Origin of the sequence: Desulfofarcimen acetoxidans DSM 771, assembly GCF_000024205.1 — a bacterium.
In the GTDB taxonomy this organism is placed as follows: domain Bacteria; phylum Bacillota; class Desulfotomaculia; order Desulfotomaculales; family Desulfofarciminaceae; genus Desulfofarcimen; species Desulfofarcimen acetoxidans.
On the sequence record NC_013216.1, the window covers coordinates 2,255,248 to 2,275,938 of the forward strand.

20 protein-coding genes are annotated in these 20,691 nt (G+C 41.4%); all 20 read left to right on the forward strand.

The window, feature by feature from the left end; translation table 11 throughout:
• The 20 genes from DTOX_RS10240 (at nucleotide 1) to aroF (ending at nucleotide 20,572) form a co-directional block, all read left to right on the forward strand.
• On the forward strand, nucleotides 1-2,454 hold the full coding sequence (locus DTOX_RS10240) for a heavy metal translocating P-type ATPase (RefSeq protein ID WP_015757611.1): 2,454 nt from the start codon (nucleotides 1-3) through the stop codon (nucleotides 2,452-2,454).
• Between the two features lie 88 nt (nucleotides 2,455-2,542).
• Nucleotides 2,543-2,755 (forward strand): hypothetical protein, encoded by a 213-nt coding sequence (locus DTOX_RS10245; RefSeq protein WP_015757612.1) that lies wholly within the window; start codon nucleotides 2,543-2,545, stop codon nucleotides 2,753-2,755.
• Nucleotides 2,756-3,001: 246 nt separating this feature from the next.
• The gene (locus tag DTOX_RS10250) at nucleotides 3,002-3,238 is read left to right on the forward strand and encodes a hypothetical protein (RefSeq protein WP_015757613.1); all 237 of its coding nucleotides are present in this window, start codon (nucleotides 3,002-3,004) and stop codon (nucleotides 3,236-3,238) included.
• Nucleotides 3,239-3,538: 300 nt separating this feature from the next.
• The gene (locus tag DTOX_RS21505) at nucleotides 3,539-4,813 is read left to right on the forward strand and encodes a DEAD/DEAH box helicase (protein WP_015757615.1); all 1,275 of its coding nucleotides are present in this window, start codon (nucleotides 3,539-3,541) and stop codon (nucleotides 4,811-4,813) included.
• Nucleotides 4,810-6,360, forward strand: a complete 1,551-nt coding sequence (locus DTOX_RS10260) for a helicase-related protein (RefSeq protein ID WP_015757616.1) — start codon at nucleotides 4,810-4,812, stop codon at nucleotides 6,358-6,360. The genes DTOX_RS21505 and DTOX_RS10260 overlap by 4 nt, the downstream gene beginning before the upstream one ends.
• 12 nt (nucleotides 6,361-6,372) lie before the next feature.
• The gene (locus DTOX_RS10265; RefSeq protein ID WP_015757617.1) at nucleotides 6,373-6,639 is read left to right on the forward strand and encodes a GIY-YIG nuclease family protein; all 267 of its coding nucleotides are present in this window, start codon (nucleotides 6,373-6,375) and stop codon (nucleotides 6,637-6,639) included.
• 76 nt (nucleotides 6,640-6,715) lie between these two features.
• Nucleotides 6,716-8,071 carry a TrpB-like pyridoxal phosphate-dependent enzyme gene (locus DTOX_RS10270; RefSeq protein WP_015757618.1) on the forward strand — a complete coding sequence of 452 codons (1,356 nt, stop codon included), beginning with the start codon at nucleotides 6,716-6,718 and terminating at the stop codon, nucleotides 8,069-8,071.
• A 233-nt stretch (nucleotides 8,072-8,304) separates the two neighbouring features.
• Nucleotides 8,305-9,648, forward strand: coding sequence for a diaminopimelate decarboxylase (gene lysA / locus DTOX_RS10275; RefSeq protein WP_015757619.1), 1,344 nt, complete (start codon nucleotides 8,305-8,307; stop codon nucleotides 9,646-9,648).
• A 186-nt stretch (nucleotides 9,649-9,834) separates the two neighbouring features.
• Nucleotides 9,835-12,468, forward strand: a complete 2,634-nt coding sequence (locus tag DTOX_RS10280) for a CBS domain-containing protein (protein ID WP_015757620.1) — start codon at nucleotides 9,835-9,837, stop codon at nucleotides 12,466-12,468.
• A 1-nt stretch (nucleotide 12,469) separates the two neighbouring features.
• Complete coding sequence (locus DTOX_RS10285; protein ID WP_015757621.1) at nucleotides 12,470-13,099, forward strand: site-2 protease family protein; 630 nt, start codon at nucleotides 12,470-12,472, stop codon at nucleotides 13,097-13,099.
• Nucleotides 13,100-13,128: 29 nt separating this feature from the next.
• On the forward strand, nucleotides 13,129-14,106 hold the full coding sequence (trpS, locus tag DTOX_RS10290) for a tryptophan--tRNA ligase (RefSeq protein WP_015757622.1): 978 nt from the start codon (nucleotides 13,129-13,131) through the stop codon (nucleotides 14,104-14,106).
• Between the two features lie 204 nt (nucleotides 14,107-14,310).
• Nucleotides 14,311-15,177 carry a Gmad2 immunoglobulin-like domain-containing protein gene (locus DTOX_RS10295; protein ID WP_015757623.1) on the forward strand — a complete coding sequence of 289 codons (867 nt, stop codon included), beginning with the start codon at nucleotides 14,311-14,313 and terminating at the stop codon, nucleotides 15,175-15,177.
• A gap of 22 nt (nucleotides 15,178-15,199) precedes the next feature.
• On the forward strand, nucleotides 15,200-15,895 hold the full coding sequence (locus DTOX_RS10300) for a DUF2953 domain-containing protein (RefSeq protein WP_015757624.1): 696 nt from the start codon (nucleotides 15,200-15,202) through the stop codon (nucleotides 15,893-15,895).
• Nucleotides 15,870-16,322 carry a GerW family sporulation protein gene (ytfJ, locus tag DTOX_RS10305; protein WP_015757625.1) on the forward strand — a complete coding sequence of 151 codons (453 nt, stop codon included), beginning with the start codon at nucleotides 15,870-15,872 and terminating at the stop codon, nucleotides 16,320-16,322. Before DTOX_RS10300 ends, ytfJ begins: the two co-directional genes overlap by 26 nt.
• Before the next feature lie 128 nt (nucleotides 16,323-16,450).
• Nucleotides 16,451-17,044, forward strand: coding sequence for a nucleoside recognition domain-containing protein (locus DTOX_RS10310; protein WP_015757626.1), 594 nt, complete (start codon nucleotides 16,451-16,453; stop codon nucleotides 17,042-17,044).
• 51 nt (nucleotides 17,045-17,095) lie between these two features.
• On the forward strand, nucleotides 17,096-17,626 hold the full coding sequence (locus DTOX_RS10315) for a spore maturation protein (protein ID WP_015757627.1): 531 nt from the start codon (nucleotides 17,096-17,098) through the stop codon (nucleotides 17,624-17,626).
• A 157-nt stretch (nucleotides 17,627-17,783) separates the two neighbouring features.
• Entirely contained in the window at nucleotides 17,784-18,578 is a 795-nt protein-coding gene (locus DTOX_RS10320) for a pseudouridine synthase (RefSeq protein WP_015757628.1), read from the forward strand.
• 200 nt (nucleotides 18,579-18,778) lie between these two features.
• Nucleotides 18,779-19,240, forward strand: a complete 462-nt coding sequence (locus DTOX_RS10325) for a hypothetical protein (protein WP_015757630.1) — start codon at nucleotides 18,779-18,781, stop codon at nucleotides 19,238-19,240.
• Nucleotides 19,241-19,272: 32 nt separating this feature from the next.
• On the forward strand, nucleotides 19,273-19,704 hold the full coding sequence (locus DTOX_RS10330; RefSeq protein WP_015757631.1) for a HutP family protein: 432 nt from the start codon (nucleotides 19,273-19,275) through the stop codon (nucleotides 19,702-19,704).
• A gap of 37 nt (nucleotides 19,705-19,741) precedes the next feature.
• Nucleotides 19,742-20,572: a 3-deoxy-7-phosphoheptulonate synthase gene (gene aroF / locus DTOX_RS10335; RefSeq protein WP_422698374.1), complete on the forward strand. Its 831-nt coding sequence runs from the start codon at nucleotides 19,742-19,744 to the stop codon at nucleotides 20,570-20,572.
• Nucleotides 20,573-20,691: the final 119 nt, after the last annotated feature.

Consider the following 20,691-nt stretch of genomic DNA (forward strand, 5'->3'; position numbering starts at 1 on the left):
ATGATTGGTGAAAACTCTATGAGAGCGCAAAGTTTGCCTGCTGAAAACCTTGTATTCAAGATTTCCGGCATGTCCTGTGCAGCCTGTGCTCGCAGGATTGAAAAAGCTTTGTCAGGTATAGAAGGGATTGCTGAGGCGGGAGTGAACTTGGCTGCAGAGACAGCTTCGGTAAAATACGACCCAAATTCGGTTACTGTTGAACAAATGATGGATAGAATAAAAAAATTGGGTTTTGAAGTAGTCACAGAAAAAATTGATATAAACATCTCAGGTATGAGTTGTGCGGCCTGTGCCGGTAGAATAGAGGGAAAACTAAACAAGACAGGCGGTGTTATAAAAGCCACGGTTAACCTGGCTACTGAAAAAGCTTTTATAGAGTATAACGCTGCCCAGGTTAATTTAGCTGATATTAAACAAGTAATCAATAATCTAGGTTTTAAAGTCGTCCATGAGGATAGCGGTCTTCCTGTAGATACTGAAAAGAACAGGCGCCAATCGGAAATAAACAGACAGAAAAAGTTATTTGCTTTTTCTGCTGTGTTATCATTTCCACTGTTTTTGTTTATGCTGGCTATGGTGACTAAATCGCATCACTTTTTCCCGGCTATTATCATGAATCCTTATTTTCAGTTTGCTTTGGCTACACCGGTACAGTTCGGGCCAGGTTACTTTTTTTACAGGGATGCTTATCTAACCTTAAAGAGTAAGGGAGCCAATATGTCTGTACTGGTAGCACTTGGTACCTCTGCCGCTTATTTTTACAGTGTGGCTGTTACCTTTTTCGGCAGCCGTCTGGGACTTAATGAGGTCTATTATGAAGCGGGTGCTCTGGTAATTACTCTGGTATTGCTCGGTAAAATGCTTGAATCCATAGCCAAAGGTAAGACCTCGGAGGCTATCAAGAAATTAATGGGCCTGCAGCCTAAGACGGCCCGGATTATTAAAAACGGCCAAGAAGTCGAAATTCAGGTCGATGAAGTTAGAGTAGGTGATCTGGTGGTAGTTCGTCCCGGTGAAAAAATTCCGGTTGACGGAATTGTTCGGGAGGGGATCTCCAGTATAGACGAATCGATGCTCACCGGTGAGAGTATGCCTGTTGATAAAAAAACCGGTGACCAGGTGGTTGCAGCTACTATAAATAAACTGGGCACCTTTAAATTTGAAGCGATCAAGGTTGGCAGAGACACTGCTCTGGCTCAAATAATTAAAATTGTCGAATCAGCACAGGGTTCCAAAGCTCCTATACAGAGAATGGCCGACATTATTTCCGGTTATTTCGTTCCGGCGGTGGTTGCTATGGCTCTGTTAACTTTTGCCTCTTGGTATTTAATTGGGACACCCGGTGATTTTACCAGGGCGCTGGTTAACTTTACAGCCGTATTGGTAATAGCCTGTCCCTGCGCGCTTGGCCTGGCAACTCCCACATCAATCATGGTGGGTACAGGAAAAGGGGCGGAAAACGGTATTTTAATTAGAGGCGGCGAACATTTAGAACGTGTGCATAAGCTAAATACGCTGGTTTTGGACAAGACCGGCACTATAACTAAAGGCAAACCGGAATTGACTGATATAATTTCCTTGTATGAATACCAGGGTCAAGAAAATACCTTGCTTACCATGGCAGCCGGTGCTGAAAAGGGTTCGGAACACCCTCTGGCCCGTGCGGTAATCAATGCTGCGTTAGAGAGAAACCTTGCCATTAAGGAACCTGAAATTTTTCAAGCCGTTCCGGGGCATGGTGTAGAGGCTCATATAGAAGGTCAAAAGGTGCTTCTGGGAACTAAAAAACTAATGTTGGAGCACGGAGTAAATGTTAATAAAATTACCAGTGATATAGAACGACTGGAGAGTCAAGGTAAAACTGTCGTTATTCTGAGCATAGATGAGCAACCGGCTGGTCTGCTGGCTATTGCTGATACTGTAAAAGAAGAATCACAGGCTGCTATTGCAGCACTGCAGGCTATGGGCTTGGAAGTTTGGATGATTACCGGGGATAACCAGCGAACAGCTCATACTATTGGTCAACAAGTAGGAATAAGTAATATTCTGGCTGAGGTTTTGCCGGAGGAGAAAGCCAGCGAAATTAAAAAACTCCAGTCTCAGGGCAGGATTGTCGGCATGGTGGGTGACGGTATTAACGATGCTCCGGCGCTGGTTGTGGCCGATGTTGGCTTTGCTATAGGTACAGGCACGGATGTAGCTATGGAGGCAGCTGATATAACCTTGATGAGAGGGGACTTGTGGGGCCTGGTTAACAGTATAAAATTAAGCCGGGCAACCATTATTAATATCAAACAAAACCTGTTCTGGGCGCTCATATATAATACTATAGGCATACCCGTGGCAGCATTGGGATTTTTAAACCCTGTGCTTGCCGGTGCAGCTATGGCCTTCAGTTCTGTATCAGTGGTTTCCAACGCTCTGCGTCTAAAGAATTTCAAGTTTAACCATTAGATTTTAACTGTACTTGAAGCTAAACAGGTTTTAATTTTGCATATATCGAATAATCATGTAGAAATACCTTCTGGAGTTGAAAAACACTATGAAGCAGGAACGAGGAAAAGTGTTAGAATTTAAGCCTAGACAAGATAAGAAATTAAAGGATGTTGAATACCAGGACCCGGCCAAAAGGGAGCTTCATCAAAAGCGTGAAAGAGAAAAAAAATTAAAGGAAAAACAGAGTAAGATATTCAGGAATATTGGACTGTTTATCTTGATTTGTTTTATATTTTATTTAATTAAAGTTACTTTTTAAGATTCCTTTGATTTGAAGGAATCTTTTCTATACTCCAGGAAATTATGCTTATGATGGATTTATGGATAAGTTAAGTTGATACTGCATAATTTTCAACGAGTACAAGTGCCTGTGGCTGCTCGAAAGTCACTTAAAGCGACTTTCTTGTTATAAAATTAATTAGCAACAGTACTATATTTGCCTGGCCGGTACATGGTAAGATAGTACATGATAATAATTGCTTTTTTAATAATCGGAGGTGTAGGTATGAGTTGCAAGAACGATTCTAATTCAGGCAACAGCATAACAGTGGCTGGCAAGCAGGTGGAAATTAAGGAATTGGTAAAAGCCTCTTCACTTGAGGAAGCCAACAATATGCTGAAGAAAGGTTATATATTTGTATCAGTTTATTGGAATACTTTAAAATCATCTGAGGAATATATTTTCGGTAGGCTGGATGTTGGAGATAAACCGCAGAGACGAGTAGGCTTTCTGCAGGATTAATAAATATTGAGCTAAGGGTGAAGAGCATGTCTGAAAGGATGGGTGTTTTGTTTGATGTAAAGAACGGCAAAGTCAGAGTTATCAGGCGCTCAGGTCTGCCGTTTGTAGTTAAGGGAAAGGATTGACAGCATGATAAACTGCTTTCCCAGGGTTGGGGATATTACGATATAGAAGAGGATGCAACCAAAGAGTTAGTAAAAAGAGACGGCGCCTGGTATATTCCTGAAAAATAAAGCCGGTTTTGTATGTCTGGCTCATTTGCTACATAAAATAATTAAAACATATGATGAAGGTGGATTAATGGTTGCCAAGAAAACTAATGATGTGAAAGAAAAGATGCTTGATACTTTGTTGCTCTACGGGCCTATAGACATTATCCAGCTATGCGCCAGAATCAACAGCACACCTGACCTTATAATCGGTGCATTACAATCCATACTGTTTCATAAAGATTTAATTATGACCAGATCAGAGGTCAATAACCGTATTACTACTTGGGTAGCCCACAAGAGAACACAGAGAAAAAAATTGCTTAAAATTGCTGATTTGGCGGACTGGACGGATAAGAAAACCTTTTTAAATTTAAAGAAGCTGAGAAAACAGCTTACTGACGGTAATTTTGGGGATATAGAAATTTTACCGGACAGAAAGCAAGCAGCCGTAAAGAAAGCAGCAGGGAAGAATTTTAGTACAGCCAACAAGCTGAAAGCAAAGTCTGTTCCTGCTCCGATGATTGTTTATAAAATGCTGCCCGAGCAGGTTGTGCCGCAGCCTTATATAGGCAATGATTTGACAGTTGCCGAGGAGCAAATTGATGAGATTTTCGGTTTGGATACCGCTATCTCAAATCATGACAGTCCTTTTAAACTTGATAAATTTCAGAGAGTCGCTATTAATGCGGTGCTGGCTGGAAACCTGGTGCTGGTATCGGCGCCTACCGGCACTGGTAAAACATTAATTGCTGAAAAGCTGGCGGAACAACTTTTAGAGAACAATTTGAGGATGATCTATACCTCGCCTCTTAAGGCTTTGTCCAATCAAAAATACCGGGATTTTAAAGAAATGTTTGGGCCCGACAGAGTTGGTTTAGTAACCGGAGATGTTTCAATTAACGGTTCAGCCTTGCTTTTGGTTATGACGACTGAAATATTTCGCAATAAATGCTTTGGAGAGCCTGAGGAACTTGCAGGTGTAGGATATGTAGTATTTGATGAAATCCATTATTTAGATGATCTGGCCAGAGGCACTGCCTGGGAAGAAAGCATTATTTTTGCTCCTCAGCAGGTAAAAATACTGGGGTTGTCAGCTACTGTTCCTAATATAGCTGAACTGGCCGGCTGGATTGCCAGTGTCCGTAAGACACAGGTAATTGTGGTAGAAGAAAAGATAAGGATAGTGCCGCTGGAAATGAGGTGGCTTACTGCTGAGGGTAAGGCTGTAGATATGGAAGAGGCGGAAAAAGCGATTGAAGATTACATAGTGGCAAAGGAAAATCTTAAAGAGCAAAGGTTTGCTCAAGAGGACAGACCTGATTACCAGAAAAAATATGACTGGAGGCGTGGTCTGCATAGATGAGGTATGAAGATAATTCTGTTTATAACAGCATTACCGAAACAGTCAAGGACCGTTTGCCGGCACTTTTTTTCGTTTTTAGCCGGGGAAAAACAGAACTTATTGCCGAAGAGTTAAGCCATGATTGGGATTTTTTAAAACCCGCTGAAAAGAAAACAGTACAGCAAATAGTTGCTGATTTCGAAAAACAAAACCCAACTGCTTTTGAACGTAAAAACAGAAGACTTTTAAAAAGACTGCTTAGCCGTGGTATCGGCTATCATCATGCCGGGCTGTCGCCGGTCTTGAAAAATCTAGTAGAGACGCTTTATGAGCGAAGGCTTATTTATGCCTTGTGCTGTACTGAGACCTTTGCTGCCGGGGTTAACTTTCCGGCTTGCAGTACCATCTTTGATTCCTGCCGGAAGTGGGACGGCAAAACCTTCCGGGGGCTTTTAAACCGTGAATTTTTTCAAATGGCAGGCAGGGCGGGCCGCCGTGGATTTGATGAAAAGGGTTATGTTTTTGTTCGTATTGATGAGCAGTACCCGGAGCAAACAACTTTCTTTGATGAAGATGAAGTGGAATCAGTTAACAGTCATTTAACCATATCGCCAAATACTGCGTTAAACCTTTTGCAGTGGAAAACAGATGCGGAAATTGAGCATTTTTTAACCAATAATTTTGCGGTTTACCAGGGTAAAAAGGAAGAAAGAGCTGTTAATATTGATATTGAAGCCATTACTGCTGAGATAGAAAATTTGGAACAGCATTTTTGCGAAGAAAGAGATACTCGTACCTGTGCGCTTTATCGCAAAAAACTAAAGAAGGAACTGTATAAGCATTACCGGAGACGCAAAAATAACCCGGATTACCAGTCAAAAATAGATGAGATCAAAGAAATCCTGGACTTACCGGCCAGAGATTGCGCCCATTCATTATGTTTTTCAGCAAAGAGAAACCTGGGTAAACTTGTTTCAGAAAGAAAGCGCTTAAACCGGCAGCGTGAAAAGCTGGCCGGGCAGCATGAAAATTACTTTGATAAGTTCTCCAGTGTTTGCAGTTTGCTGGAGCAGTTGGGCTATATTGAAGGACGCATTCTGCTGCCAAGGGGGATTTTTGCTTCAAAGATACATATCCAAGAGATACTGGTTACTGAACTGATCTTCTCAGGAATTATGTCGGATGCCACACCGGCAGAGATTGCTGCTATTATAGTTGGTATAGATTATGAGGCCAACAGAAGAGATAAGATGATTCCCAATGTGGTAGACCTGTCGAAAGTTGAAGAATTGCATAGAGAACTGCAAAAAAGCAACGTACCGTTGCACTTTTGCAGTTGGTCGCCTATACCTGGTCCTCTCGCGTATTTATGGCATGAAGGTAAAAGCTTTGGAAGCTTGCTGGAAATGACGGAAATGCAGGAAGGAGATATCTTTTCCATGCTGAGAAGAGAGATTGATTTATTAAGACAGATAGAATCAGCATTAAAGGATGACCCGGCCTTGCAAGCCAAAATACGCGGAGTCAGATTAAGCTTGGACAGGGATGAAGTTTCTGTTTCGTTTTAGAGGTGCGCTGTATTGATCTATTATGTTTACATTTTACAATGCCGGGATGGTTCTCTCTATACGGGTATAACTGATAACCCGGAAAGAAGATTTAACCAGCACAGGCAGGGCAGCGGCAGTAAGTATGTACGCAGCAGATTGCCGGTTAAACCTGTATATATTTTAACATGCTCAAACAAATCACAGGCTTTAAAGATGGAGATTTATATAAAGAAACTTTCCAGGCAAAAAAAAGTGGAATTAATCGAAAATAAATTTTTCTTGCCCAAAGAGGTATAAAAATTATATTGCGCAACTTTTTACTATACTATAAAATTAGTGTTGATATTAAGCGCCAGAGAGGAGTAAAGTTGAGATGAGTGCCACTAAGATACTGTTATCGGAAAAAGAAATGCCTACCCGCTGGTATAATATACAGGCGGACATGCCCAATTTACCAAAACCACCTTTGAACCCGGTTACCAAACAACCGGTTGGTCCGGAAGATTTATCTGCAATCTTTCCCATGGAACTGATTAAACAGGAGGTAACCCGGGAACGGTGGATAGATATTCCTGAAGAGGTTCAGGAAATATATCACCTGTGGAGACCTTCACCTGTTATGAGGGCAAAGCAACTGGAAAAAGCCCTTGATACACCGGCAAAAATATATTTTAAGTACGAGGGTGTCAGCCCGGCCGGAAGCCATAAACTAAACACCGCTGTTCCTCAGGCATACTTTAATATGAAAGAGGGCATTATGCGTCTGGCTACTGAAACCGGTGCAGGACAATGGGGAGTTGCACTTTCCCAGGCCTGCAACTTTTTTGGCATGAAATGTTTGGTATATATGGTAAAGGTAAGCTACCACCAAAAACCCTACAGGCGTTCTATGATGCAGATTTTTGGTTCCAATGTAGTAGCCAGTCCCAGTGAATTAACTGAGGCAGGCAGAAAAATATTAGCAGATAACCCGGAATCGCCGGGCAGTCTCGGTATTGCTATCAGCGAGGCTGTGGAAGACGCGGCCAAAAGAGATGATACGAATTATGCTCTGGGCAGTGTGCTTAATCATGTGCTTTTGCACCAAACAGTTATAGGTTTGGAGGCTAAAGAACAGCTGGCTAAAGATGACGTTTATCCTGACATAGTTATTGCCTGCTGCGGCGGCGGGAGTAATTTCGGCGGCATGGCATTTCCTTTTGTCTATGACAAGCTGACCAAGGGTACCAATGTTCGCCTGATTGCAGCAGAGCCCAGCGCTTGTCCGACTCTTACAAGGGGACATTTCGGCTATGATTATGGTGATGTGGCAGGTTTAACCCCGCTGCTATGGATGTATACTTTGGGTACCGACTTTATGCCGCCCGGCATTCATTCAGGCGGTTTAAGATACCACGGTGATTCGCCGTTGGTAAGTCAATTACTGCATGACGGTATTATTGAGGCCAAGTCCTTTAACCAGACTTCTGTATTTAACGCAGCTGTTTTGTTTGCCAAGTGTATGGGTATAGTACCGGCTCCCGAATCTTCTCATGCTATTCAATGTGCTATTGAAGAAGCTTTAGCTGCAAAAGAAGCAGGGGAAGCTAAAACCATAATATTTAATTTAAGTGGTCATGGTTTCCTTGATTTACCCTCGTATGACAGTTTTATGGCCGGAAAGCTTATTGATTATCCGTTGCCTGAAGAGGAATTAAAGCAATCTTTAGCCAGATTGCCGCAGATTTAATATATATTAATTTCCGTGAACTGAAATTTGCGGTCTTTTTATGGAAAGACCGCTTTTCTCTGATTACTCTAAAAAATAATATTTATGAATACAAATTCATGTTAGCCAGAAACGAACTAGTTTCTCATTATTGTAAAATAAAGTGGACTTTTTGTAAAAGGTCTAATAGTATGTAAGGTATTAAATGATAAAAAACCGGCTGACTTTTTTAACAGGAGGAGGCTATTATTTTTATGAAGTTACATGGTACCATGCGTATAAATGAAAGCGGCCATTTAACTATCGGCAATTGTGATACGGTAGATCTGGTTCGTGAATACAGTACTCCGCTTTATGTTCTGGATGAGAAGTATTTTCGCAGTAATTGCCGGGAGTATTACCGTGCCTTTAGTGATAGATTTAACTCCGACGTAATTTATGCCAGCAAAACTTTGCTCAACACCGCTGTTTGCCGCATGATTGAAGAAGAGGGCTTATGTTTGGACATAGTTTCCGGAGGTGAACTATATACTGCTTTAAAAGCGGGTTTTCCTGCTTCCAGAATGTATTTTCACGGTAATAATAAAACAACGGATGAACTGAAACTGGCATTAGAAGCCGGAGTAGGCCGTTATATTGTAGATAATCTTTATGAATTGGAATTGTTGAATAATATGGCCGGCAAAGCTAATATTACAGCAGATATTCTGTTGCGCATCACACCGGGAGTTGAGGCTCATACCCATGAATACATTAAGACCGGACAAATTGATTCCAAGTTTGGCCTGGCTATAGAAACAGGTCAAGCCATGGAGGGTACTAAAAAAGCTTTGAATTTAGCTAATGTCCGGTTGCATGGTTTTCACTGTCATATAGGTTCGCAGATTTTTGAACTGGAGTCCTTTGCCCATGCAGCAAATATAATGATGTCATTTATTAATAACGTGCGTACAGAAACCGCTTTTACCGCTGCTGAATTGGATTTGGGCGGTGGCCTGGGGATTTATTACTTTGAAGGTGATGAACCCAAACCGGTAAAAGAACTGGCAGATATAATCATCAATGAAGTGCGCAAGCAAGCTGATGAATATTGTTTGCCTGTGCCTAAGATTATGGTTGAGCCTGGTCGTTCTATCAGCGGGCCGGCGGGGATAACTTTATATACTGTCGGATCAGTAAAAGATATTCCCGGTATTCGCAAATATGTTGCTGTGGACGGAGGTATGAATGATAACCCCCGCCCGGCTTTGTATCAGTCCCGATATGAGGCGGCCCTGGCTAATAAAATGAATGAGAAAGAAACTGAGCTTGTATCAATTGCCGGCAAATGCTGTGAATCAGGAGATATGCTGATTAAGGATACTAAGCTACCCCCGGCGGAACCGGGTGATGTCCTTGTTGTCACCAGTACCGGTGCCTATAATTATGCTATGTCCATGAACTATAACCGGATTACCAGACCGGCTATGATTCTCGTAAATGAAGGTGCTGCTGAGGTTATTGTCCAGAGGGAAACATTTGAAGATTTAATCCGTAATGATTTGATTCCCAAACACCTGCAAAAAAAAGAGGCTGTTAACATAGCTAAGGCTGAATAAGAATATTAGGAATATAAAGAGGATGACTCAAAGGTCTTTAAAAAGTCTTGAGACATCCTCCTTTTTAATGGGACTAATAACCGAATAAGTCTCTTCCGACACCAGGGTTGCAGGTCCTCTTTTTCTTGGTATTAACATTATCTATATGTTATAATAAACTAATGTTATAAATGAAGGAGTCAGGTTATGGAGATTATAACCAGTCATATTAACACCGACATGGATGCGTTGGCCTCTATGGTTGCAGCACAAAAATTATATCCTTATGCCAAAATGGTTTTCCCTGGGAAACTATCAAAGACAGTGGAAGAATTTATGTCTTTACATAAAGATACTATAAACATTCGAACTGTAAAACAGATCGATTTAAAGAAAACTAAAAAGCTAATCATAGTGGATACAAAAAATCCCCGGCGGATTGGCAAAATAGCTGACATTCTTTCCAACCCGGAGTTGGAAGTACATATTTATGATCATCACCCCTGGGCTGACGGAGATGTAAGGGGAAAAATAGAAATAGTTGAGCCGATAGGAGCTACGGCTACTTTGTTGGTAGAACAAATTAAAGGAAAAGATATACCTTTAAGCTCTGTAGAAGCTACGGTGTTGGCGTTGGGAATATACAGCGACACCGGTTCACTGATTTTTAATACAACAACTCCCAGAGATGCTGCGGCAGTCGCTTTTTTGCTGGGACAGGGAGCAAATCTCTCTGTTATAGCTGATTTTTTGGGAAGACCATTAACGGACGAGCAAAAATCTCTTCTTAAAACTCTATTGGTTTCTGCCGAGCATCACTTAATCAGCGGTGCAAAAATACTCATAGCCAAAGGTACGGTTGATGATTTTGTGGAGGGCTTGGCTCTGCTCACTCACCAGTTAGCAGAAATTGAAAAATTAGATGCTGTATTTACTGTGGTAATGATGGAAGACCGTACTCATATCGTAGCCCGAAGTTCCATACCCGGTATAAATACCAATGAAATTCTTTCAGGCTTCGGAGGCGGTGGGCATGCGGCGGCGGCTTCAGCCACTGTAAAAACCCAGAATATCGAAGAAGTAATCAACACTTTGCTAAAATATATTCGCGGTAAGGTTCACCCGCCCATGAAAGTGTCAAACATCATGTCTTCCCCGGTAAAAACTGTGCCCCCTGAAATGACCATAACTGAAGTAAATGCTTTAATGCTGCGTTACGGCCACACAGGTATGCCTGTTGTGCAGGGTGATAATATGGTCGGTGTTATATCCAAGCGTGACGTTGAAAAAGCTGTTCACCACGGCTTGGGACACGCGCCGGTAAAGGGTTATATGACCAGAAATGTTTTAACCGTAGACCCGGAAATGTCCGTGTCGGAAGTGCAAAAAATTATGATAGAAAATGATATCGGCAGACTGCCTGTTACCAGGGACGGCATGCCCGTAGGAATTGTATCAAGGACAGACATACTTCGCACTATGCACGAAGGTTTTCAGGCCAGTCACTGGACAATATATTCTCAAAAAGATAAATCGAAGTATGTTTATCAAAATTTGCGTGAGGCTTTGAAAAGAAAACTTGCTCCAATTGCCTGGAACCTGTTGCAGGAAGCAGGTAAAACCGCAGCCGAGATGGGTTATAATGTTTATACTGCGGGCGGTATAGTTAGAGATGCCTTACTGGGTGTGGAGTCTTTAGATGTGGATCTGGTTGTAGAGGGCAACGGCATCCTGTTAGCCAGAGCGCTGAGTGAAAAGAGCGGGGCTTTCTTGAGAGTGCACGAAAAGTTTGGTACGGCAGAGATTTGTTTTCCCAACGGCCTGCAAATTGATGTAGCCACTGCCAGGGTAGAGTTTTATGAATATCCGGCAGCATTGCCCGAAGTGGAATCATCTTCCTTAAAACAGGATCTATATAGGAGAGATTTTACTATAAATGCCATGGCGGTAATTCTGGGTGAGGAAAGATTCGGCGACTTAATAGATCCCTTTGACGGTCGGGATGATCTGTATAAAGGTTTGGTGCGTGTTCTGCATAATCTGAGTTTTGTAGAAGATCCTACCAGAATATTGCGGGCGCTTCGATTTGAGCAGCGCTATCATATGAGAATTGAGCAGCAGACCCTTTCGCTGTTGAGAAGGGCTGTTAAAGACGGCATGCTGGAAAGAGTCTCTGTAGAGAGGCTATGGGAAGAATTAAAACATATCATGGCGGAAAACAATCCTGTTAAGATACTGCAGCGGCTGGCAGAAGTTGAAGCATGGCAGTATATTTTTCCGGGAATAGAATACTGGGATATACAGCCGGTTCTTTCCAATTTGCCGGAAGCCATAGCTTTGCTTAAAGAGCACGGTCAGCCGGAGCCTGAACCCTGGCTGCCTTACTGGTTGTCCATATTGCACAGATCACAGCCAGCAATGGCTGAGAACCTTTGTCAACGCTATAACTTGAGCAAAAGACAAAGCGTCATGACTAGGCAAATAGTGGAGATGTTGCCCGATATAGTTAAATTGCTGCAAAATAAAAAAATAAAGCTCAGTGAAGCTGCTGATATATTACTATCGGTACCCGTTGAGGCTTATGCGCTGCTATTAAGCCTCTTGCCGGGGGATTATCAGGAGCACTTTCTAAATTTATTAGAAGCAATGCAGACTAATAAACCCTGTATCGGTGGAGAGGAAATAAAAAAATTGGGTTACCGTCCCGGACCTATTTATAAACAAGTTCTGGATGCTCTCCGGCGTGCTCGCCTGGATGGGCAAATAAATAGTACTGAGGATGAAATTGTTTTTGTAAAAGAGTTTTTGCGAGAATGTAAAGACTTTAAGAAGGGGGTTTAATATGCACTTTCCGTCTTTGCTGGAAATAGCGTTAATGCTTCCGGCCATAGTACTGGGCTTTACTTTCCACGAATTGGCTCACGGCTGGATGGCTTACAGGCTGGGTGATAATACGGCGCTAAATGCAGGCAGGCTAACGGTTAATCCTTTGGCCCACGTTGATCCTATAGGGCTTTTACTGCTTTTTATAGCAGGATTTGGTTGGGCTAAACCGGTACCTGTCAATCCCTATAATCTCCATGTGGATGCAGGTAAAGGGATGATGTTGATTTCTCTGGCCGGGCCTGCCGCTAACATGATAATTGCCGTGATCGCGGCTGTCCTGTTGGGGGTAATTCACTGGCAGAATCCCTATATGACCGCTATCTTAGAAATTATGATCAGAATCAACGTTGTGCTGGCTATATTTAATCTACTGCCCATCCCGCCTTTAGACGGGTCAAAAATTTTAGCCGGCATTATACCCTATAAACAGCAATGGCTGCATAATTTAGAAACTTACGGTATGATAATATTAATGGTATTAGTATTTTTTACTAATATCATAGGAAATATATTAAATTTTATAATAACCCCGATTGTAAACTTTTTAATTGTTAATATTTCCAGTAAACTGGCTGCTATTTTTTAGCCTACTATTTAATAAAAGGAGACATTATAATGCGTGTACTTTCAGGAATTCAACCCTCAGGTTCTCTGCATTTGGGCAACTATTTCGGTATGATGAAAAGAATGATTGATTATCAGGAGAATCATGAACTATTTTGTTTTTTAGTAAATTACCATGCTCTGACAACTGTTTTTGACAGTGAGCTTTTACGCCGGCAGACCTTTGAGGCTGTCTGCGATTTTCTTGCCCTAGGCCTTGATCCTGAAAAATCCGTCTTTTGGGTGCAATCTGATGTACCCGAGGTTACCGAATTGACCTGGATTTTATCAAACGTAACAGGTATGGGATTATTGGAGCGGTGCCATGCCTTTAAAGATAAAACTGCCAAAGGTATACCAGCCAATCACGGATTATTTGCCTATCCCGTGCTGATGGCTGCTGATATTCTGCTTTTTGGCGGTGAAAAGGTTCCGGTTGGCAAGGATCAAAAACAGCATTTAGAAGTAGCTAAAGACATTGCTCTTCGGTTTAATAATGCCTATGGAGAAACTTTTGTTGTACCGGAACCTGATATTGAGGAAGATTTTGCTGTAGTTCCGGGGACAGATGGTCAAAAAATGTCAAAATCTTACGGAAACAATATTGAAATATTTGCAGATGAAAAAACACTTAAAAAGAAGATTATGGGGATTATGACCGATTCCACTCCGGTTGATCAGCCCAAACCTGTTGAGGGTAATATACTTTTTGATCTTTACAGCTTATTTTTAGATGATAAAGACAAAGAGAAGCTGAAAGAAAGATTCATAACTCCCGGTCTTAAATACGGTGATTTAAAGAAAGAAATACTGGCTGTAATCTGGGAATACTTTGCTCCCTACAGGCAGGAACGGGAAAAAATTGTCAGGGATAAGGCATATGTATTGAAAACTATGCAAAAAGGTGCAAACAAAGCCAGGCAAGCGGCAGCTGTGTATTTAGAAAAAGCTAAACACAATGTGGGATTGGATTATCGTAGTCTTCTCTAGAAAAAATCTGAACCGAAATTTAATCACAATTGTTTACAAAAAAATAAAAGAAACCCGTGTCACTGTAATGGTGTTACGGGTTTTTTATTGCATAAAATTTATATCCATGTGCATTTATTTTCCTTTGCAGGGTTAAAATATACTTAATAAAAACGTATATTTTGATGCAAAAATAAGACATCATCAAGGGAGGATAACTTTACATTGAGCAAAAATAAGGTGATTTATATTCTATGCTTGGTTATTGCGATAACTCTAAGCGGTTGCAAAACAACTCAAAAGCCATTAGACACAGATCCACCGTCTTCACCTAAAACACTGGTGCCCGAGGTATCTACTGTTGCTTTCGATAGTATTGACATAAGGAATACTCCCACTCCGGTGCAGGATGTAGCGAAAGATATGTCCGGCAAGGAAATGGCGGTTTGGCTTAAAGTAAATAATACTGCTTACGTTCTGGTTAACCAAAGTAAAAACACATCAGCCAATCGGGTGGAAATATCCGAAATTCTACGCAAAATACCCATAGAAAATTACATTTGGTATCAGGTAACATTAAATTATAAGTCTGCCAACGGTCAAGAAACTGCTTTTATCAATGAGCCTCTGGCAGCCAAATTTACTCTTCCGGCTGATTATACGATCAGCGGAGTAGGTTTTGATTTTGAAAAAATAAAGAATATACAGACTAAACCAAGAGCACAGGAACCTTTATCACCTCATACCAGTGAGGAAAACCGGAATACTGTCTCAGGACCGGTGACGTTGGAAATCAGTAACCCGTTGCCTGACGCGGAGGTTACCGCCCCTTTTAGAATAACCGGCAGGCTAAAAAACGTAACCACCCAGAACAAAGAACAACTCATTGTCAGGTTGCGTGATGATGCCGGAAAGGTAATAGTGGAAAAACCCGTATCCTCTGACCAGTACCGTACCGGCAATAATTTTGAAGAAACACTTTCTTACCCGGCACTGACAACTCCGGAGAAGGGTAGTGTGGAAGCACTTTTATTTGACCGTGAAACGGGCGCTGAAAAAAATGTAGTAAAAATACCTGTGACTTTAAAGTGACAGAACAAAGAAAGGGAATATGGTGAAAATACTTGCAATCTTATTTATTTGTTTTATCATTATCTCGGTCTTGATTTTGATCTTGTTATTTCTACCGCTTAAAATCAGACTGAAATTTTTACGTGAGAAAAATAACGACTTCTTGTCAATTAGAATATCTTTTTTTCACGGCTTGTTAAAATATAAACTGGACATACCAAAGATAAACTTGCTTTTATTCCAGTCGGCATTGAAACTGGAAGCGGAGACAGTGGGAGATAATTTGGCGGGCAATGATGTTCATAAGAAATACTCTTTAGGCTACTTGTATAAAAAATTTTTCAACTGGTATCCGGAAATAAAAGACTATATGGAAGCAGGTAAATATCTGCTAAAAAAAGTTGTCCCCCGTGACATAAAATGGAGGACGGAATTTGGCTTTTCAGATGCCGCGTTAACGGGAATATCGGCAGGGATTTTATGGGCTGTAAAAAGTTCACTGCTTTCCGTCTTGTATAGAATTTTTGCTCCAACAACCAGGCTGCCGGAGATCAAAATAATACCAAGATTCAATGAAAAAACCCTGCAAATAAACCTGGATTGCATATTTGATGTAAAAATTGGTTACATTATGATTACTGCTTTAATAATTCTTAAGATTTATTTTCAGCATTTGTTATATAAGAATGTTTGTTATTTAAGGGGGGTATTTGGTGGCAGAACAACAGCACCCAATTGAAGGTTTAATGAAAACTGCCATGGAAAGCATTAAAGAAATGGTAGATGTGAACACTATTGTCGGCGATCCTGTTGAAACACCCGACGGCAATGTAATTATTCCAATCTCCCGTGTTGCCTGTGGCTTTGCGGCAGGTGGGGGGGAGTTTGAAGCCGGAGGAAACGGTGAAAATGAACAAAGTATTCCTGGGTTCGGGGGTGGCAGCGGGGCAGGTGTGTCAGTTCAACCGGTTGGTTTTTTGGTCGTAGGACAAGGTCAAGTGAGACTTTTGCCTGTCGATGGAAACGCTTTATATGACAGGATTATTGATATGGCGCCGCAAATTATTAATCAAATTCAAACTATGCTGGAGCGTCTGAAAGGAAATAAACAGCAAAACCAACAAACTGTTTCGGCACAACCTCAAAGCATGCCGCCTGTACAATAAAATTTCAGTAAAAAGCAATCTTCGACCTATCGATTGGTTGCTTTTTTTATTTCTCACAATTCACTTTCCTTTTCAACTGTTCTAATTGAGTAACTATCTACATAAAATAAACTGATGGAGGGACAACTATGGTTAATATTATTTGGTTGGCTATGGTTATATTAGGAATCCTGGTGGCCGGGTACAACGGCAACATTGAAGTGGTTACTAAAGCAGCCTTTGAAGGAGCACAAACCGGTGTAAAAACCTCTCTCAATTTAATAGCTATTATTACCTTTTGGCTGGGTATAATGAAACTGGCTGAAGCAGCCGGTTTGGTGCAGGCACTGGCGTATCTTGTGCGCCCGTTAACCAGATTTTTATTTCCCAGTATACCGCCCGATCACCCGGCTATGGGTGCTATAGTCATGAATTTAAGTGCCAACATTCTTGGACTGGGCAATGCAGCTACTCCTATGGGGTTGATAGCCATGCAGGAACTGCAAAAATTAAATCAACGCCGGCCGGATTCTGCGTCAGATGCAATGTGCACTTTTTTGGCCTTGAATACATCCTGTATCACACTTATCCCGACTACTATCATAGGTATACGTTTATTATATAACTCGGCCAATCCTACCGAGATTGTTGGAACAACAATTTTTGCTACAGCCTGTGGTATGACACTGGCTATAGCCGTGGATAGGGTTTTGAGGTTTATCTATAATCAGCAAGGGAGATAAAAAAAACAGAAACTTAGCTGAAATAAAGCAGTTGAGTAAAGAGGTGAGAACTTGTATACAATAATATCCGAGCTCTCCCGCTGGGCTATACCGGTAGTGCTGCTGCTGATTCCTCTTATAGCCTTTTTACGTGGTGTCAAAGTCTTTGAAACATTCGTTGAGGGGGCTGAGCAGGGTTTTCATACAGCCATAAAAACTATTCCTTTTTTGGTAGCCATGTTGGTAGCCATAAGTATTTTCAGAGCTTCCGGCGCTATGGAGTTATTAACCGGTTTTTTATCTCCGGTTTTGGATAAGGTGGGAATCCCTTCAGAAATATTGCCTCATGCCGTGATGAGGCCTCTGTCAGGCGGGGCTGCACTGGGCATAGCTACGGATATTATTAAAAATCACGGACCGGACAGCTTCATTGGTCGTCTGGTATCTACTATGCAGGGCAGTAGTGATACTACCTTTTTTGTATTAACACTTTATTTTGGTTCAGTAGGCATTAAAAAATACCGTTATGCGATAATTTCCGGTTTGGTTGCTGATTTTACTACTTTAGCAGCCTCAATAATTATCTGCAAAATCATGTTTTAAAACGTCCTGAGTGGAAACAACTTAATGAGTATTATTTGTCTTAAAAAATCGCGTTAACTTATTGTAAAGTTGACACGGTTTTTTGTTTGTCTTGATAGTTTTCATTTTGGGGGCTATATATGGTACAATGGCAAAAAAGATTTAAGGGGTTTTACTGATGAATAAGTCTCGGACAGGCAATGTACAAAAGGAAAGACTTCAGAAAGTTATGGCACGGGCAGGCATTGCTTCCCGTCGCAAGTGTGAGGAGTTAATTGCGGAAGGTGTTGTTAAAGTTAACGGGCGACTGGTTAAGGAACAGGGGATTAAGGTTGATCCGCAAAAGGATAGAATAATGGTGCAAGGAAAAATAATTAACCGTTTGGAAGATAAGATATATCTTCTTATGTATAAGCCACGAGGCTATGTGACTACCCTGCACGACCCGGAAGGAAGAAAGACTATTGTCGATTTACTCAAAAATATAAAGGAACGTGTTTTTCCCGTGGGACGGCTTGATTATGACAGTGAGGGACTTCTCCTGGTAACCAATGACGGAGAACTGGCCAATGCGCTGACACACCCCAGACATGAAGTTAAGAAAACTTACCTGGTCACTGTAGCCGGCATACCCTTGCCAAAATCATTGGAGCAGATGTCGAAAGGTTTGGAATTGGAAGATGGTATGACTGCTCCCACCCAGGTTGCGCTGGTTGAATTATTAGAAGACAGAAGTCTATTGGAAATAACCGTGCATGAGGGGAAAAACCGGCTTGTGCGCCGTATGTGTGAGAAAATTGGTCACCCGGTACTCAGACTGAAAAGAATTAAATTAGGCACACTTAGTATTAAAGGAGTAAAACCGGGTCAATATCGTTTATTAAATACTAAAGAAATTCGTGAATTAAAAAAGTCAGCAGGTTTGATAGTACAAGCACGAACGACAAAATATAAACCCAAGCATATAAATTAGCTTTGGAATGCATGGAGCCAGTTTAGATGATGCGCAGGCAGCCTTTGAGAACCAATCAGGAAGTTTCGATATTTGTACTAATTGCGGAGGAAATGACATTCAGTGGTAAAATAAAGAAGGATTTTTTTGTCTAGAGGAGAATTACAAAAAGATAACTTCGTGCCACGAACATCCCGCAGTAATATGTAGGGGGAATAAATTTGAACGAATTTCCGGAACCAATTAGCAATACTACAGGTAAGATAATGGCCAAAATACGTTTAGACTTCCGAGGAGCAGGGAAACCCATAAAATTTTCCTTCAATAAAAAATCAATAGTCCGGCTGGCTGAAGAAAACAGGGAACAGCAGGCAGCTATTTTTAGAAATATTCCAATGCAAGGGGTAAATATAGAGGATATTAATATGGGCATTGATACCTATGCTGTATATGATGACATATTAAATACCGAAGTGGCCTATGCGCCTTTAGAGTTGTTAGTAGCAGCTGATTCACTAAAGGACATTTTCAGATTCATCACTCGGGATGATTTTAGAAAAATCGAAATTATCGATCCTCCAAGACTTATGTTCACAAGTTATGAAGTTGAGAACTTGCTCTACAAATTTCATGAAGAAATGATCAAATATAAAATAGTGCTGGAAAGAAAGATAAATCGCTAAATGGCATGAGAAATATAGGGGAGGCTAAATTTATGAATGAGGGGAATATGTTGCATGGCAGTAAGTATGTGGCTCGTGTGGCAATTCAAATGTCTTTAAGTGACAGCAGAGAGCAAGAAAAAGAATATAAAGCCAAATTTTCGCGACTAGGTATTAAAACTGCAGCGGTTGATTATGGCGGGGAGTTTATCTCCTCAGTTAATAAAATTATTGAGCGTTCTGTTGTGGCAGCTAAGAGAGAAGGTGTTATCAGAGAGATACACGCTGAGGAAGGAGCTGTTGCCGGCGCAACCAGGGAAGCCTTATCACAGGTAATGCCTAAAGCTATAGGCCTTAATGTAGGTGGTAAAATTGGTATTGCCCGCTTTGAAGACCATGTAACGGTAGCTTTATTTTTCGGTGTGGGTATGCTTCATTTGGATGAAGTAGCTATTGGCTTGGGACACAGGGCTGTCTCTTCATGAGATCTGTAAAGTCTGCATTTTCGCATAAGGTAAGGAGGTGCGTGCCTTGCCTCCCTTTAAACTGGTGAGTCGGGAGCATCAAAGGGAAGATACTGTTATTGATCTGGGTAGTTGCACCATAGGCGGCGAGCAGCTCTTAATCATAGCCGGGCCCTGTGCTGTAGAGAGCAAAGAACAGGTAATGACTACTGCGGAGGGCCTTAAAAATATTGGTGTGCAGGTTATGCGCGGGGGTGCCTATAAACCAAGGACATCACCATACTCTTTTCATGGCCTTAGAGAAGAAGGTTTAAAGATTCTGGCCGAGGCTGCCCAGATCTATGATTTGATGGTTATAACAGAAGTAGTAGATGTTCGTGATCTGGATTTAGTAAGTCATTACAGCCATATAATCCAAATTGGCAGCAGAAATATGCAAAATTTCACTCTATTGTCCGAGGTCGGTCTTTCCAACAAACCTGTTTTACTAAAAAGAGGCTTTGCAGCCACTATTGAAGAATGGCTTTTGGCTGCCGAATATGTTATATCTGCCGGGAACAAACAAGTAATTCTTTGTGAAAGAGGCATCCGAACTTTTGAAACCTACACCAGGAATACTCTGGATATCAGCGCTGTTTCGGCCTTGAAAACACTTTCTCACTTACCTGTTATAGTGGATCCCAGCCATGCTACAGGCCGTAAAGAGATGGTTCCCTCAGTGTCAAAGGCTTCCATAGCCGCAGGCGCGGACGGTTTGATGATCGAAGTGCACCCAAAACCGGAGGAGGCCTTGTGTGACGGTTTTCAGTCACTGAATATTGAAGAAATGTCTTTTTTAAAATTAGAATTAGAAAAGGTTGCTCTCGCGGTAAATCGTAAAATTCTATAATATAGCTAAATTTTGGTGGTAAGTGCATCATATTTAATCTCTGGTATAATAATAAGCCTGGGGTAATCTTTTTATGCTCCGGGCTTTTTTATTGGATTTGGAAAAAGGAAATTTCGTAG